Source organism: Cupriavidus sp. 01T418 (assembly GCF_056398885.1).
Genome location: NZ_JBFTQG010000013.1, coordinates 21,684 through 37,130 on the forward strand (window position 1 = coordinate 21,684; position 15,447 = coordinate 37,130).

Sequence of the window (15,447 nt, forward strand, 5' to 3'; positions counted from 1 at the left end):
GCGCCGCCTGGCGGCTAGCGCGCACTATCCAGCAATTGCTCGAGCTTGCCGACGAACTGCCGGTCGTCCGGCTTGGTCATGCTGTTATAGCTGCCCACTACCTGGCCGTTGCGGTCGATCACGTATTTGTAGAAATTCCACTTCGGCGTGGTGCCGGACTGCCTGGCGAGCAGCGCATACATGGGATTGGCATCGCTGCCGCGTACATGTGATTTGCCCAGCATCGGAAATTTCACGCCGTAGGTGTTGTAGCAAAAGTCCGCGATCTCCTTGGAGGAGCCCGGCTCCTGCGAGAAATCGTTCGAGGGGAAGCCCAGCACCACCAGGCCGCGCTCGCGGTACTTGGCGTACAGCGCCTCCAGCCCTTCGTACTGCGGGGTAAAACCGCAATAGCTGGCGGTGTTGACCACCACCACGACTTTGCCAGCGTACTGGCAGAGGTCCTGCGGTGCCTCGTCCTGCAAGCGGGGGAACTTGAAGTTCAGCGATGCCGGGCACGCGCCGACGGGCTTGGCCGCGCCGGCTGCCGGGGCAACCGCGGCCTGTGCTGCCTGTGCGAACCGCGGCGTGGCAACGACAGCAGCGGCGGCGGCCAGGGCCAACGCGCCAGTCAGGGCGGTGCGTTGCAGGGCGCGTGAACGCTGAGCGGGAAGACGGCGCATGAATCGGACTCCAGTGATGGTCTGTCCGTAGTTTATACGCCGTTGGCCGCCAGTTCGATGCGGGGGTGGGGATGCGGGCGGGGGCCACGCACGCCGCGCGGCCCTGGCCCGCTTACTCCATCGCCAGCGTGGCTGCGTGTTCGGTCACGCCGCTGCGCAGTTCCACGTCCGGCATGCGGCGCACGATCGCCAGCGCCAGCAGGGAGGCGACGGCGCCCACGGCAAAGATCAGCCGGAAGCCCGACTCCACGCCACCCGTCAGCACATCGCGCACCGCGGGCGAAAGATGGGCCAGCGCCTCGCTGCCGTGCCGCAGCGCGCCCAGGTCGAGGGCCTGGGTCACGCCGGAGGACTGCAGCGCGTTGCGGAATTCCAGCGTCAGCAAGGTGCCCGCCAGCGCACCGCCCAAAGCGCTGCCGAGCGAGCGCAACACCAGCAACGCGCCGGTACCGGCGCCGGTATCCCGGCGCTCCAGCACGTTCTGCACTGTCATCAAGGTGCCGACCATGGCCATGCCCAGCCCCACGCCGGCCACCGTCATCGCCAGCAGCACCAGCACCAGCGGCGTACCGGGCGAGACCGCCACCAGCGCCAGCAAGCCAAGCGCCGCCGCGATGAAACCGCCGGTGAGGATGCCGCGCATCCGCCCCAGGCGCGGCGCCAGCCCGGCCACGATAAAGTTGCCCGCCACCGTGGAGAGCAGGAACGGCACCACCAGCAAGCCGGATTCGGAGGCATCGGCGCCCCGCACCAGCTGGAAGTGCAGCGGCAGGGCGAAGATGCACAGGAAGATGTTCAGCGCCGCCATCGCGGACGCCGCCACGCCCAGCACATAGGCGCTATTGCGGAACAACCGCGGGGGCAGCATCGGATCCGCGGCACGGCGCTCCTGCCAGACCAGCGCGCCCGTCGCCGCCACGGCCAGCAAGGCCAGGCCGGCGATTTCCGGCGACAGCCATGCATAGACATCGCCACCCCAGCTCATCGCCAGCAGGAAGGCCACGATCGACACCGTCAGCAGCAATGCCCCGCCCCAGTCCACCCGCGCCGAACCGCCGCGCGCCTGCAACTGGCTCAGGCCGCGATGGCACATGAACATGGCCAGCAAGCCCAGCGGCACATTGATCCAGAACAGCCAGCGCCACGAGAGGTGATCCGACGTCCAGCCACCGACCAGCGGGCCGGCGATGGATGCCACCGCCCACACCGTGGCCAGATAACCCTGGTAACGCCCGCGCTGGCGCGGCGCCACCACATCGGCAATGGCCGCCTGCGCCAGCGAAAACAGGCCGCCGCCGCCAATGCCCTGCAGGGCGCGAAACAGGATCAGCTGCTCCAGCGTGGCCGCCATCGCGCACGCCACCGACGCCAGGATGAACAGCCCGATCGCCAGCATCAACAGCCGCCGCCGGCCATGGCTATCGGACAACTTGCCGTATAGCGGCGTGGAAATGGTGGAAGTGATCAGGTAGGCCGTCACGATCCACGACAAGTGGTCAAAACCGCTCAGGTCGTTGGCAATCGCGGGCACGGCCGGAATCACAACCGTCTGGTCCAGCGCGGCCAGCAGGATGCACAGGATGATCCCGCCGATCACTCGCATGATCTCCTGGTGGCTCAGGGTGGGGGTGGCGACGGACGAAGAAGGTGAAGCAGAAGCGGAGGCAGACATCGGGAGGCAGCAGGGCACGTAAGCATAAGCAGCCAGCATTGCGCCCAACAGCGGGGAAATCAGATCCTTTGTCCGCCTACAGCGTGGAACATGGCCACAAGTTTGAATTCAGCCGAATAAAGGCGTACCTAAGGCGTACCCGGTGCTGCGCGATGCAGACGTTGCCGGAGAGAGCCTAATTCAGTGAACGCATAACTATACGCGGATACTGAATATCGGGTGCGAGGGCTGGTTGGTTCGTGATGCGGTGTCGAGCAGGCGCCCCCCGGAACGCGAGCGCTTCTTGCCGGTTCTTGCCGCTATCAGGCGGAAATTCAGCTGAAGTCGTTCGCGAAAGGGATTGTGGACTTTTTTTGCGTACCCATTCCAGCGTAGCTGGCTGGCGAGTACCGGGGATGGGGGATGAAACCGCCCTCCTCCCCCGCCTCTCGCCGACGCGCGCCGCTCACACCCTCACGCCGGTAATGTAATGCTCCAGCTGCTGAATAATGAACTGCTGCTCTGAAATAATATCCTTCACCAGGTCCCCGATCGACAACATCCCGATCAGCTTGTCCTCGTCCATCACCGGCAGGTGCCTCAACCGATGCTGCGTCATCAACGCCATGCATTCATCGGTGCTCTGATCCCCCCGCACATAAATCACCGCCGACGTCATGATGTCGCGCACGAACGTCTCGCGCGACGTACGCTGCATCAGAATCACCTTCCGCGCGTAATCCCGCTCGCTCAGGATGCCAACGATATCGCCGTGCTCGATCACCAGCAGCGCCCCGATGCCTTTCTCCGCCATCAACTGCAGCGCGGCATAAACCGTGGAGCCGGGAGAAATACTGTAGATGGCCTGGGTTGGCTTGGACTCAAGAACCTGCCGTGCGGTTTTCATCACCCACTCCTTGTTCGATCCCAAAGGACTGCAAACTCGACCCGCGCGGAATAGCGGGAGCGCCTGGCAGGGCACCTGCGCGTTGCGCCGCTGCCGATAGCTTCCAGATTAGCATCCCCCGCGTACGCCTTACAGGGGTGACGCCCACGAATCTTTGTAAAAAGATAAAGCCGCCGAAAAGCACTGCGCAAACCCGGCCGCAGGCGCTATAAAGGAAATGGAGCGCGCCACCGGGGCGCCCATTGCGCAGGAGGGCCAGCCATGGCCACCGAGTCCGTTGCCGGAAAGCGCGTCATCGTCCTCTTCGACGACAGCCGTTGCATCCATTCGCGCCACTGCACGCTGGACCGCCCGGACGTCTTCGTGCCCGGCGTGGAGGGCGAGTGGATCCACCCCGACAACGCCACCGCTGAGGAAATCGCCGAAATCGCGCACAACTGTCCATCGGGCGCCATCGGCTACCAGACCCGCGACAATTCCCCCGGCGAAGCCGCGCCCCTGGTCAACGTGGCACGCGTGCTTGAGAACGGCCCGCTGGCGCTGCGCGCCGCCATTACCATCGACGGCCAGCCCGCCGGCTTTCGTCTTACGCTGTGCCGCTGCGGCGCATCGCGCAACAAACCCTTCTGCGACAGCAGCCACACCAGCACGGGCTTCACCGCCAGCGGCGAGCCCGCCACCGTGGCATCGGAACCGTTGGCCCAGCGCGACGGCCCTCTCGAAATTCACCCCATCCCCAATGGACCGCTGCGCATCAAAGGCAGTCTGGAAGTCATCAGCGGCACCGGCAGGACCATCAACCGCATGACCGAAGCCTGGCTATGCCGCTGCGGCCATTCGGGCAACAAGCCGTTCTGCGACGGCACGCACAAGAAGGTGGGGTTCAGGAGCGATCCGCAGGATCCATAGGATCCATGGGCGGCGGCGCCTCTCCCAGCGCCAGCACGCAAAGCCGCTCCATCTGCGCCACCCATGCCGCCCGCGAGGACTCGGCCGCCTGGAGCAGCAGGCGATAGCGGCGTGCGCCCCAGACCGCCTCCACCAGGCCGCGCACGGCGATGTCATCCGGCGCGCACGGCAGATCCGGGCACGCCGCCAGCGCGCGCTGCCAAGCCGCATACAACTCATCGAACACACGGCGGTGATGCTTGACTTCGGCGATGCGCGCTTCCAGCGCCAGCATCTCGTGCTCGAAGCCCTCCAGCGCGGCTTCGTCCGCGCCGCAGGTCAGGCGCACCAGGCGCCGGATGCGCGTGTGCCAGTCCAGTCCGGGGGCGTTCACCACCTCCGCCTCGATGCGCGCCAGCAGCAATTCGATGGTGTGCCGCACATAGCCGGAGAGCAGCGCCTCCTTGCTGGGGAAGTATTCGTAGAGGGTGCCCACGGAGCATCCCGCCTCCAGCGCCACCGCGCGCGTGGTCACGCCGCCCCAGCCGCGCGCCCGCCATATCCGAACAAAGGCCTCGTAAATGGCGTTCACGGTAAAGCGCGCACGGCGCTGCGACGGGCGTTTCAACGGCCTGGCGGGCGCCTGCGCCGGCTCGGCCGCGGCACCCGCGTTTCCGAACCCGGCGGCCGGCTTGCGGCGATACATTGGTGGCATCGGCCTCGACGGTAAAAAGGAGACAACATGGAACACACGGTGCACGGCGCCCAAGGCGACCAAAGCGACGACAGGAACCAATCGCTCAAGATAACCCGCCTGCTGACACGCAAGCATGCCCTAAACGAAAGCCGGCTGGAAGCGCGCCACGAACGCACCGACGCCGCCCCCGGCGAAGTCCTGCTGAAGATCGACCGCTTCGCGCTCACCACCAACAACATCACCTACGCGGCCTTCGGCGACGCCATGAACTACTGGCAGTTCTTTCCGACCGGCCAGCAGGAATGGGGCCATATGCCGGTGTGGGGCTTCGCCGACGTGGTCGCCAGCGGCGTCCCCGGCGTGGCAGCCGGCGAGCGTTTCTACGGCTACTTCCCCGTCGCCAGCCATATCCGCATGCAGCCCGAGCGCGTGACCGCGCGCGGCTTCTACGATGGCAGCGAGCATCGCAAGACGCTGACTTCGGCCTACAACCAGTACACCCGCGTGCTCAACGACGCCGCCTACGCGCCGGAGCTGGAGAACTACCAGATGCTGTACCGGCCGCTGTTCATCACGTCCTTCATGCTGGCCGACTTCCTCGAAGACAACCGCTTCTTCGGCGCCGCCCGGCTGGTGGTGTCCAGCGCCTCCAGCAAGACCGCCTACGGCACCGCCTTCTGCCTGCGCGACATCCCCGGCATCTCGCTGGTGGCCATCACCTCCGCGCGCAACCGCGCCTTTGTCGAGGAGCTGGGCTGCTACGAGAAAGTGGTTGGCTACGACACGCTGGAAACGCTTGCCACCGGCGAACCCACGCTCTACGTGGATTTCTCCGGCGATGAAGCGCTGCGCGCGCGCGTGCATCATCACTTCGGGAATGCGCTGGTGTACGACTGCTTCGCCGGCTCGGCGCAGAACACCGGCTTCCTGCGCGACACCGGCTTGCCCGGGCCCAGGCCCGAGTTCTATTTCGCGCCGGTGCAGATCCGCAAGCGCAATGCCGACTGGGGCCCCGAGGGCGTGAACCAGCGCTTCAATGCGGCGCAGCGCGCGTTTATCGAATTCGTGAAGGAGCCGGCCAACGGCTGGCTGGCGCTGGTCGAAGAGCACGGCTTCGGCGCGGCGCAGGAGAGGATCGCGAGCCTGGTAGCGGGCAGGAGCGAGCCGAAGGAGGGCTACGTAGTGCGGCTCGGCTGATGCCGGCGGCGGGCGGTCATCAGCCCCCGCCCTGTTCAAGCCCCGCTCACTCCACGCTCTGCAGGTACCGCTGACGCGCCTCTTCCTCGAGCCGCACGTCTTCCACCTCGAGCAGCACCGCTTCCACATCCACCGGCCGCTCATCCACCTCCACCCTGCCGGTCAGCTTCACGCCCGGCTGCAGCAAGCCGGCCTGGTAAAGTGCCCAGATCTCCTTGCCGTACTGCGTGTCGTTGAGTTCCGGCGCGAACTGGCCGAAGTAGAACGCGAGGTTATCCACATCGCGCTCCAGCATCACGCTGGCGTCGCTGTTGCCGGCGGCATCCACCGCCTGCGGCAGGTCGATGATGACCGGGCCCTCGGCGTCCACCAGGATATTGAATTCGGACAGGTCGCCATGCACCACGCCGGCGCACAGCATCAGGATCACCTGCTCGATCAACGCGGCGTGGAATGCCAGCGCCTGCTCCGGGCTCAGCGCCACGTCGTTCAGGCGCGGCGCGGCATTGCCGTCGGCATCCACCACCAGCTCCATCAGCAGCACACCCTCGAAGCACAGGTGCGGCCTGGGCACCCGCACGCCCGCGGCGGCGAGGCGGTACAAGGCATCCACCTCGGCGTTGTGCCAGGCTTCCTCGGCCACCTTGCGGCCATAGCGCGTGCCCTTCTCCATGGCGCGCGCCTGGCGGCTGTTCTTGACCTTGCGCCCTTCCTGGTAAGTCGCGGCCTGCCGGAAGCTGCGCTGCGCGGCATCCTTGTAGACCTTGGCGCAACGGATCTCGCCGCCGCAGCGCACGACATAGACCGTGGCTTCCTTGCCGCTCATCAATTGGCGCAACACTTCGTCGACCAGGCCGTCCTCGACCAGCGGCTGCAACCGCTTTGGCGTTTTCATCGGGACGAGCCGGGCAAGCGGAGCATGCCCGGGTACAGCAGCGTCGCGGCCACCGTTATTCCGTCAGCATGCGCACTTTCACGCGCTTGCCCTTCACCGTCCCATCATTGAGCTTGCGCATCGCCTCGCGCCCGATGGAGCGCTCGACCGCCACGTAGGTGGACATTTCCATCACATTGATCTTGCCGATCTGGTGCTTGGCGTAGCCCGCGTCGCCGGTGAGCGCGCCGAGGATGTCGCCGGGGCGCATCTTCTCCTTGCGGCCGCCGAGGATCTGCAGCGTGACCATGGGGGGCAGCAAGCGTTCGTTGCTGGCCGGGGTCAGGTCGGACAGGGGCTGCCATTCCATCTCGCTGCCCATGGCCTGCTCGATATTGCCCACGCGGCCCATCTCGTTCATGCTGGCCAGGGAGAGCGCCCAGCCGTCCTCGTCCGCGCGGCCGGTGCGGCCGATGCGGTGAACGTAGACCTCGGGGTCGGGCGTGACGTCGACGTTGATCACCGCTTCGAGCTGGGCGATGTCGAGGCCGCGCGCGGCCACGTCGGTGGCGACCAGCACCGAGCAGCTGCGGTTGGCAAACTGCACCAGCACCTGGTCGCGCTCGCGCTGGTCCAGCTCGCCATGCAATGTCAGGGCTTCAAAGCCCTGCGCGCGCAGCAGGTCGACCAGGTCGCGGCAACGTGCCTTGGTATTGCAGAAAGCCAGCGTGCTGACCGGGCGGAAATGATTGAGCAGCAGGCCCACGGCGTTGAGGCGGTCGCTGTCTCCCACCTCGTAGAAGCGCTGGCGGATCTTGCTGTCGTCGTGCTGCTCCTCCAGCTTGATCTCGCGCGGCTTGCGCAGGAACTGCTGGCTGAGCCTGGCGATGCCTTCCGGATACGTCGCCGAGAACAGCAGGGTCTGGCGTTCCTTGGGGCAGCGGCTGGCCACATAGGCGATATCGTCGAAGAAGCCCATGTCGAGCATGCGGTCCGCTTCGTCCAGCACCAGCGTGTTCAGTGCCTCCAGGTGCAGCGTACCGCGCTCCAGGTGATCCATGATGCGGCCGGGCGTGCCCACGGCAATATGTGCGCCATGCGCCAGGCTGTCGGCCTGGGGACGCATCGGCGAGCCGCCGCACAGCGTCAGGATCTTGATGTTTTCTTCCGCGCGCGCGATGCGGCGGATTTCCTGCGTGACCTGCTCGGCCAGCTCCCGCGTGGGGCACAGCACCAGCGCCTGCACGTCGAACTGGCGCGCATCCAGCCGGTTCAGCAGTGCGAGCGCGAAGGCAGCCGTCTTGCCGCTGCCGGTCTTGGCCTGCGCGATCAGGTCCTGGCCGGCCAGTGCGACCGGCAGGCTGGCTGCCTGGATCGGGGTCATGGTCAGGTAGCCAAGCTGTTCCAGCGTCGCCAGCGTGGCGGGCGACAGGGGCAGTGTGGCGAAAGATGCAGCTGCGCCGGCAGCGACAGGCGCTGCGGATTGGGTAGGGCTTGAGGTCATGCCGGATTATAACGGGCTGGCTGCCGCCGTTCCGTTATCTGTTATCTATTTGCCACTGGCGCCGGCACCCCAAGGCGGAGCCTGCCACCCCAGCCGATCCAGCAGCGCCTGCGCCGCCGCCGGCGCGCGCTCCTTGGCGCCATTGATAAAGAACACGAACACCTCGCGCTTGCGCTTGGCCGCGGCCTTGCCGTCCACCTGCGGCAGGTCCTCGGGCATGCCGCCCGCCGCCCAGGTCTTCACCCGCTCGCCCCACGCATCGAGCGCCTTGGGCGCATAGCCGGTCGTCAGCGCCTCGCTGCTGCGCATCAGCCGCGCATAGACAAAATCCGCGGTGAGATCGGCGAAGGAAGGAAACTTGTCCGAGTCGGTGAAGACGGTCGCGGCCTTGTACTTGCGCGCGAGCTTGAGATAGTCCGGCGTCATGAAGCTCTCGTGCCGCACGTCGAGTACATGGCGCAGCTTGCGGCCCTCGACCGAGGCGGGCAGCAGCGCGAGAAAGGCTTCGAAGTCTTCGGGGTCGAACTGCTTGGTGGGCGCGAATTGCCAGACGACCGGGCCGAGCTTGCCGCCCAGCTCGGCAATGCCGCTATCGACAAAGCGCGCGATGGACTCGCCGGACTCCCCCAGCACGCGGCGGTTGGTGGCAAAGCGCGATGCCTTGAGCGCGAACACGAAGCCGTCGGGCGTCTCGTCGCGCCATTTGGCGAACGAGGTGCGCTTCTGGGTGCCGTGATAGGTGCTGTTGATTTCGATGGCGGTGAGCTGGCGGCTGGCGTATTCGAGTTCGCGGCTTTGCGCCAGGCTGGCGGGATAGAAGTTGTCGCGCCATGGGGCGAAGTTCCAGCCGCCGATGCCGATGCGGGCGATGGCGCCGCCGGCAGCGGCTTTGGAAGTCCTGGCGGCCTTGCCAATGGTCTTTGCGCTTGCTTCAGCCATGCGTTCGCGTCCTTTGTCGAGCGGTCGGGAGCATCGGTGCGCGCCTGGGGAACTCAGCAAAAGCGCACGCAGTAGACGGGTGGCAGATGCGCCGAGAACAGTTTCCAGCGTTCCCCGCCACTCTCCGAGATCCACAAGCCGCCGGTGGTGGAGCCCATGGCGAGGCGCTCGCCGGTCTTGTCCACCGCCAGGCCGTGCCGGTAGACCAGGTCATAGGCCGGGTCCGCGGGCAACCCTTCGGAGAATATCTCGAAACTGACTCCGCCGTCGCGCGTGCGGGTGACCACCAGCTTGCCATCCGCCGGCACGCGGCATTCGTCCTTCACCGCCGGCACGAACCACGCGGTATTGGGCCGGCGCGGATGCGCCGCCACGGCAAAGCCGAAGCTCGATGGCTGGGCATGCAAACGTTGCCAGTGCATGCCGCCGTCGCCGGAGCGGAAAATGCCGCCATGATGCTGCACCCACATGGCGTTCGGATGCCCGGCGCATTGCACCAGGCGATGCGGGTCCTGGATATTGCCGTCCTCGCGCCGCTCCGGCGGCATGTAGTCCGCCACCATGCCGCTGCAGGTGCAGTTCCAGTTCTGTCCGCCGTCCCGGGTCTGCCAGACACCGCCGCACGATACCGCAACGGTGACATGGCGGCTGTCGCGCGGATCCACGCAAATGGAGTGGATGCCCGGCACATCGTAACCGCCGCCGAACCACTCGCTGCGTTCCGGGCGGTCCCAGAGCGGACGGTTCAGCTTCCAGTTCGCACCGCCGTCGTCGGAGCGAAACAAGCCGCCCGGCAAGGTGCCGGCCCACAGCGCGCCGGGTTCATCGGGCCCACCGGCTTCCATCGACCAGATCTGCTGCAAGGACCAGGGCGCCGGGGGCGGCAGGCCGGTTTGCGCAGCAGTGGGTACGCCGTCCGGGGTGGATTCGCGGTGCTTCTCCGGCTCCGGCTGCGGCGGATAAACCGGCACCGTGCACGCGCCCCACTCCGTGCCGCGCGCCCGGCGCCGCCATAGCTTGACGCCGAAGTGCCCGAGGTTGAGCGCCGCATACAAGGTGCCGTCGCGCGGATCGGCCAGCACCATGCTGACCGGCTCGCCCAGGAAATGCACCGAGTCCTGCCGCCATGCGCCGGCGCTGTCGCGCTGCAACATCAGCAAGCCCTTGCGCGTGCCAACGAGAAGCCGATCGCTCATGCTGGACTCCAGACTTCAGTGGCGTGCCTTCGACGGCACCGCGCATCGTCAACCGCCAGACAGCGCCTGCACCACGTAGATCTGGCTGCACTCGCCTACGCGGTCACTCAAGCGCCGGCGGTCCCGAATGGCGGAGCCGTCGACAAAGACGGCCACGTGCCGCCGCAACTGGCCCTGGTCGTCGAGGATATAGCCGCGCAGTTCCGGCTGCTCACTGAAAGCGCGTTCCAGGGCGGCACACACGGTAGCCGCGGACACTTCGCGTTCCGGGCTGGGGACATGGCGCTGGATGGCGGCGGCAAAGACGAGTCGTGTCATGGCTGGCGGTCCCGCTGGCGATGGATGCGAACGTCTTGCAGTGTAGGAAATAATGTGGGTAATGAGCGTGCGGTTGCGCTCCTTGAACGGGCGGAATGCGCTATCGCGCACGTGTTCGCCATATTGCAATGCAGCATCCGAAGCAATCCTGCGTGCCCGGCGCGCTTGCAGCCTGCAGCAGCGCGGCCCCCGGAGGCGAGGGGAGCAAACCATCGGCCACATCAGCGGTGCACATCCCTGTTGGCCGCAACGTATGGCCTGAGCGTCGCACTATCTCAACCCGCGCCGCCGGTCTTCAGCGGATACTTCAGCGCATTCATTTTCATCTTGGCTTTCACCGCCGCATCCAGGTCCACATTGAGTTCGCTGAGCAACTGCGCCAGGTAGATCGTGATGTCCGCCAGTTCCTGCTCCACATGCTCGCGCTCATCGGTGGACATGATCTCGCGCGCTTCGTCCTCGGTCTTCCACTGGAAGATCTCGACCAGTTCGGCCACTTCCACGCTGAGCGCCATGGCCAGGTTCTTGGGGCTGTGGTACTGACCCCAGCCGCGCGCCTCGCCGAATGCGGCAGCGGCTTGCTGGAGGTTTTTAATGTCGATCAAGGTCATGGCGTGGAGGAACGAAGTGGTCTTGCGACGCATATTGAACCATATCCGTTCGTCCACGTATCCAGTAGCCACCCCGCCGCCGCCATGCCTTGCCCTGCGTGCCGCCACGATCAGCACGCCAATGCTTCCACCGTGATTCAGGGATGGCCTGCATGCCCCTTCGCCAGCAGGGGGGCCGGTACCGCGCCGCTGGCCGGCCCCGCTTTCGCCTGCCTCTTGTCCGCCATGGCCTTGTCGATCACCTTCTGCTGTGCCAGATCGTGAAACGCGTGGGCCTGGACGGGCAGTACCAGAACGGGAACCAGCGTGAGCAGGGCTAACGTAAACCTCTTCATTGCAAGACTCCTTTTGACGAGTGCAAAGTGTCAAGTGTCAGATGTCGATTTTCATGCGGGCCAGTCGCCATAGCCGCATGCGGGCAAGGGCGATCCGGCCGTTGCCAGCACGCTGCAGCGCTGCGGCGGCCTGTATGCCGGAACAATGTCCGACCATGCAAGACGACGGGGCGGGCGCCGGATGCGTGGGTTTCCTGGCATCTCGGCGTCGACCGCGCGGGCGACCGACGGCGCTACCGATATAGCCGGGGCGACCGGCACGGAGCCGGCCACCCTTTTCCCCGTCATTCCGATGCCAACGCCCCTGATGGCCCCGATGCCGAGAGCGCAGGCCATGATGATGGCGCCAGCCATAAGTGTTCCGCTACGCAGGGTGCCGGGGTAAGTCACACGCTTCCTTTATTGTTCAGAACCTCATGATCAAATCGGCCGCCACCATGGTCTGCACCCGTTTCGTGCCGCCGTTGAAGGCAGGGCTGCTCGCCGTGTAGCGGTTGATCTCGGGTCGGAACAGGAGCGACTGATTGAAGAAGTGTGTCCAGCTCAGCGCTTCACCCCAGTATCTGGCCGGCGTACCCGTGCGCTGCCCTTGGCGGTCGTCCATGTATTCGAGGCGGGCCGAAATACTATCCTTCGAGCTGAACTGCCAGTTCAGATAGTCCACGACTGCAATTTCGCTGGTGTTGAAGCGCCTGCTCGGGTCGGTAAAGTAGGTGCTGTTCAGGCAGCCGTTGGGGGTCGCCGGACCGTCGCTGCCAACCTGGCCGGTACAGACGGGGACGTTGTTCTCTTTCATGTACCACGCCTCGACCGCGTTGTTCAGCGTCTGGCTAAAGCGGTGACTCCAGGTTGCCACCCACTGGTTGACGTTGTTGTAGGCATAGTTGGCGCCATTGATCGAGTTCGCGCAGCCATAGATCGAGTCCGAATTTGCATCGTTGATCCACTGCGCGCAGAGCAGCGGCGAAAGCTTCGAGCCCGAGGTACCGGGCAAGGTATCGTTACCACCGGTCAGGCCGAACTGCACCGTCCAGTTTTTGTTCAGCTTGATGGAATCGACCACGCCGACCTGCGTATAGGGGTCATACGAGTAGAGCAGCGAGTGGCTGAACATGTAATTGTCCGGCGCCAGCTGGGCTTCGATGTCGGGCAGCGAGATAAAGCGGCCCACGCGGATGTTCATGCCCTGCGCAATGCCGGGAATGTAGGTATCGACATACGCCATCGGCATATCGAAACCGTATTGCTTGTTCTTGCTGAGCAACTGGTTGCTCCAGAACCCCTTCATGGTGGTAAAGCGGTAGTCCATGCCGTACAACAGGTCGAAGCGGAAGCCGAAGTCGACGTGGTCGGTCTGATACGTGTCGGGCAGGCGCGTCACGCGCAGGTCCGCCTGGTGCAGCTGCACCGAGTTGGGGATCTGGTCGTAGGCAGCCGGCGCATTGGTGTAGCGGTTGCCCGGCTGCCGCTGCGATGTGCTCATATTGCCGCCGATTTCCACCCAGCCGCTGATCTGCGTGCGCGAATCCTTCCAGAAATCGGAGGACTCGCCCAGTGCCTTCATCAGTGGATAGACCAGTGCGTTATTGCGGTCGCCGATGGTAGGCGTGCCGCCCATCTGATATTCACCGTAGGGGAACGGCGGCGAGTTCTGCGGCGCGGGAAGCTTGCGCAACTCGGGCGCATCGCCGCCGCTGCCGCCATCGCCTGTAAAAGGCCACGGCGTGTCAGGCATCGCCTGCGAGCCGTCCGTATACGCACCGATGAATTTGCCAACGAAGCTGCTGGATTCCGGTTTGGCGGCAGTTGCCGCATCTTCGGCAAAGGCGCCCTGACCGACTACGAGGCTCAGTACGCCAAGCAAGGCCGACATGAGCCCTGTGAGCCTTGTTTGTTTTTCTACTTTGAACGTCGACATGTTCGAGATTCGCTGAAATGGGGGGCCCGTTTTGTGAATTCTCCTTAACGTAATGCTTGGAAAGACTCCCCTGGGTCTGCTTTACGTTGGCAGCGATTTAGCCATTTGCCGAATTAAAAGTTAGTTAAAAATGCTGCGATGCGATATAAAATATTTGTTAACAGCGTCTCCGCAGCACCCGATTGGCGAAAATATTGGTTTGGCATAAAGATTCGCCGGCGATTTTTTATATTATCAATACATGATCACGCCAATTTTTATCCATTTTTTATTTGGATTCCGGTTTAACACAGCCACCGAAAGAAAGTGGGTGTTGCACAAACAATGAATTGTGTACGCGTGATCGACAGTGAGCGCTCCATGCAATTCAACTTGCGGCGCTTTCCGGGCGGATAGGGATATCGGGTGCTCGTGACCGGAAGCGGCACGGAGGGCATCAAGCTGGCGGGCTCAAGGCGACCTGACTTGATTGTGCTTGATATCCGCCTGCCAGATGTGAACGGCAGGCTCGTACTCGACGAAATCCGCAGATGGTCCAGCGTGCCCATCCTCGCCATCTCGGAGTCCGTCACGGAAGACGCCAGGATACAGATACTTGATGCTGACGCTGACGCCTATTCAAAGCCCAGGATACTTGCTCCAGATCCGTTGAACCAGATCCGCGTCCTCGGCATCGATGCCGATTTCCCACCCCGGGAACGCGCCCAGGTCATCAGCAAGCTCGGCGATGACCTCACGCAGTTCCAGTGGCTCCAGCCATTGCGCCGGAATCGCTTCCTCGCCGAGCAGCGCGCCCAGCAGGTTGCCGGTGATCGCGCCAGTCGAATCCGAGTCGCCGTTATGGTTCACCGCCAGCACAACCCCATGACGAAAATCGCGCGCGACAAGGGCACAGTAAATGGAGATCGCCAGCGCTTCCTCGGCGACCCAGCCTTCACCGAGGCGGGCGACGGCATCCTCGTGCGCCACGCCGGAGCCCGCAAGCTGCTCCGCATGCATGATGGCCAGCAGCGTTTCCTCGTGGTCCGACTGCGCGCACAGGCATGCCTTGGCCGTCGCCAGGGCGGCAGGCAGCGTCGCGCCGTCCGCCAGTTCGTGGATCAACGCGGCCAGCACGCCGCCCGTCAGCGATCCGCTTGGATGTCCGTGGGTGAGGGCGGCAAGCTCGGTCCCGAGAGCAAAGGCGTACCGGGGCGTTCGCGGATTCGGGTGCCGCCACGCGAAGAGGCCAGCCGGCGCCACGCGCATGACGCCGCCGCAGCCCTTGCTGTCGTTACGCGCAGGCTCGCCCGGCGTCATCATGGATTCCAGCGCGGACAAGCAGGTGTTGCCCGGTGCGCGGCGGCTGTGCAGCGCTGCCTGCCGGTAGAGCCATCCCGGCTTGTCCGCGATGACGTCCGCATGCCATGCGGGCCGGATCCCTTGCGTGTGCAGCCAGCGCAAGTAGGCGCGCGCGACGACGCTCGAATAGCTGGTGATGTCCTTGCCGGTGCCCCGCACCCAGGCACGCAGCAGGCCTTCGCCGGTGAACAACGTCATCTGCGTGTCATCGGTGATGGTGCCGATGCCACCGTAAGCCGGGGCGTAGTCCGTGATGCCGCCGGCGCCGAAGCGTTCCAGGATCCCGGCGCGCGTCATGAACTCCACGGGGGCGCCGAGCGCGTCGCCGGCTGCGCCGCCGAGCAGGCAGCCTCGGAAGCGGCTGCGTGAGGTCGGGTTGGAAGCGGGTTGGGTTACAGGCATGTCTTGC

At 65.0% G+C, this 15,447-nt stretch carries 15 protein-coding genes and 1 pseudogene; 3 read left to right on the forward strand and 13 right to left on the reverse strand.

The window, feature by feature from the left end:
- Positions 1-14: 14 nt before the first annotated feature.
- From AC1DQ3_RS15485 to AC1DQ3_RS15495, 3 genes are all read right to left on the reverse strand, one after another.
- Positions 15-662: a glutathione peroxidase gene (locus AC1DQ3_RS15485; protein WP_477121053.1), complete on the reverse strand. Its 648-nt coding sequence runs from the start codon at positions 660-662 to the stop codon at positions 15-17.
- Between the two features lie 112 nt (positions 663-774).
- A complete protein-coding gene (locus AC1DQ3_RS15490; protein WP_477121054.1) occupies positions 775-2,265 on the reverse strand; it encodes an MDR family MFS transporter in 1,491 nt (496 codons plus the stop codon).
- A 514-nt stretch (positions 2,266-2,779) separates the two neighbouring features.
- Positions 2,780-3,220, reverse strand: coding sequence for a CBS domain-containing protein (locus tag AC1DQ3_RS15495; protein WP_477121055.1), 441 nt, complete (start codon positions 3,218-3,220; stop codon positions 2,780-2,782).
- Positions 3,221-3,481: 261 nt separating this feature from the next.
- On the opposite strand from AC1DQ3_RS15495, the gene AC1DQ3_RS15500 reads away from it, so the two are divergent.
- Positions 3,482-4,129 carry a CDGSH iron-sulfur domain-containing protein gene (locus AC1DQ3_RS15500; protein WP_477121056.1) on the forward strand — a complete coding sequence of 216 codons (648 nt, stop codon included), beginning with the start codon at positions 3,482-3,484 and terminating at the stop codon, positions 4,127-4,129.
- Here the strand turns inward: AC1DQ3_RS15500 and AC1DQ3_RS15505 are convergent.
- Positions 4,104-4,814, reverse strand: a complete 711-nt coding sequence (locus AC1DQ3_RS15505) for a TetR/AcrR family transcriptional regulator (RefSeq protein WP_477121057.1) — start codon at positions 4,812-4,814, stop codon at positions 4,104-4,106. The genes AC1DQ3_RS15500 and AC1DQ3_RS15505 overlap by 26 nt on opposite strands.
- 36 nt (positions 4,815-4,850) lie before the next feature.
- Between AC1DQ3_RS15505 and AC1DQ3_RS15510 the strand changes: the two genes are divergently transcribed.
- Positions 4,851-6,002: a DUF2855 family protein gene (locus AC1DQ3_RS15510; RefSeq protein ID WP_477121058.1), complete on the forward strand. Its 1,152-nt coding sequence runs from the start codon at positions 4,851-4,853 to the stop codon at positions 6,000-6,002.
- Positions 6,003-6,048: 46 nt separating this feature from the next.
- Here the strand turns inward: AC1DQ3_RS15510 and AC1DQ3_RS15515 are convergent, their stop codons facing one another.
- The 8 genes from AC1DQ3_RS15515 to AC1DQ3_RS15550 all read right to left on the reverse strand — a co-directional run bounded on the left by AC1DQ3_RS15515 (position 6,049) and on the right by AC1DQ3_RS15550 (position 13,652).
- The gene (locus AC1DQ3_RS15515; RefSeq protein ID WP_477121059.1) at positions 6,049-6,897 is read right to left on the reverse strand and encodes a PA4780 family RIO1-like protein kinase; all 849 of its coding nucleotides are present in this window, start codon (positions 6,895-6,897) and stop codon (positions 6,049-6,051) included.
- Positions 6,898-6,952: 55 nt separating this feature from the next.
- The gene (gene dbpA, locus AC1DQ3_RS15520; RefSeq protein WP_477121060.1) at positions 6,953-8,380 is read right to left on the reverse strand and encodes an ATP-dependent RNA helicase DbpA; all 1,428 of its coding nucleotides are present in this window, start codon (positions 8,378-8,380) and stop codon (positions 6,953-6,955) included.
- A 45-nt stretch (positions 8,381-8,425) separates the two neighbouring features.
- Positions 8,426-9,319, reverse strand: coding sequence for a DUF72 domain-containing protein (locus AC1DQ3_RS15525; RefSeq protein WP_477121061.1), 894 nt, complete (start codon positions 9,317-9,319; stop codon positions 8,426-8,428).
- Positions 9,320-9,372: 53 nt separating this feature from the next.
- Positions 9,373-10,515 (reverse strand): WD40/YVTN/BNR-like repeat-containing protein, encoded by a 1,143-nt coding sequence (locus AC1DQ3_RS15530; protein ID WP_477121062.1) that lies wholly within the window; start codon positions 10,513-10,515, stop codon positions 9,373-9,375.
- A gap of 48 nt (positions 10,516-10,563) precedes the next feature.
- Entirely contained in the window at positions 10,564-10,833 is a 270-nt protein-coding gene (locus AC1DQ3_RS15535) for a ubiquitin family protein (RefSeq protein WP_477121063.1), read from the reverse strand.
- A gap of 275 nt (positions 10,834-11,108) precedes the next feature.
- Complete coding sequence (locus AC1DQ3_RS15540; protein WP_477121176.1) at positions 11,109-11,444, reverse strand: nucleotide pyrophosphohydrolase; 336 nt, start codon at positions 11,442-11,444, stop codon at positions 11,109-11,111.
- A 137-nt stretch (positions 11,445-11,581) separates the two neighbouring features.
- Positions 11,582-11,779, reverse strand: a complete 198-nt coding sequence (locus tag AC1DQ3_RS15545; RefSeq protein WP_477121064.1) for a hypothetical protein — start codon at positions 11,777-11,779, stop codon at positions 11,582-11,584.
- A gap of 406 nt (positions 11,780-12,185) precedes the next feature.
- The gene (locus AC1DQ3_RS15550; protein ID WP_477121065.1) at positions 12,186-13,652 is read right to left on the reverse strand and encodes an outer membrane beta-barrel protein; all 1,467 of its coding nucleotides are present in this window, start codon (positions 13,650-13,652) and stop codon (positions 12,186-12,188) included.
- A gap of 450 nt (positions 13,653-14,102) precedes the next feature.
- Here AC1DQ3_RS15550 and AC1DQ3_RS15555 point away from each other — a divergent pair.
- Positions 14,103-14,303: pseudogene (locus AC1DQ3_RS15555) on the forward strand (response regulator); the annotation flags it as partial.
- A gap of 12 nt (positions 14,304-14,315) precedes the next feature.
- Here AC1DQ3_RS15555 and AC1DQ3_RS15560 read toward each other — a convergent pair.
- Positions 14,316-15,440 (reverse strand): ADP-ribosylglycohydrolase family protein, encoded by a 1,125-nt coding sequence (locus AC1DQ3_RS15560; RefSeq protein ID WP_477121066.1) that lies wholly within the window; start codon positions 15,438-15,440, stop codon positions 14,316-14,318.
- Positions 15,441-15,447: the final 7 nt, after the last annotated feature.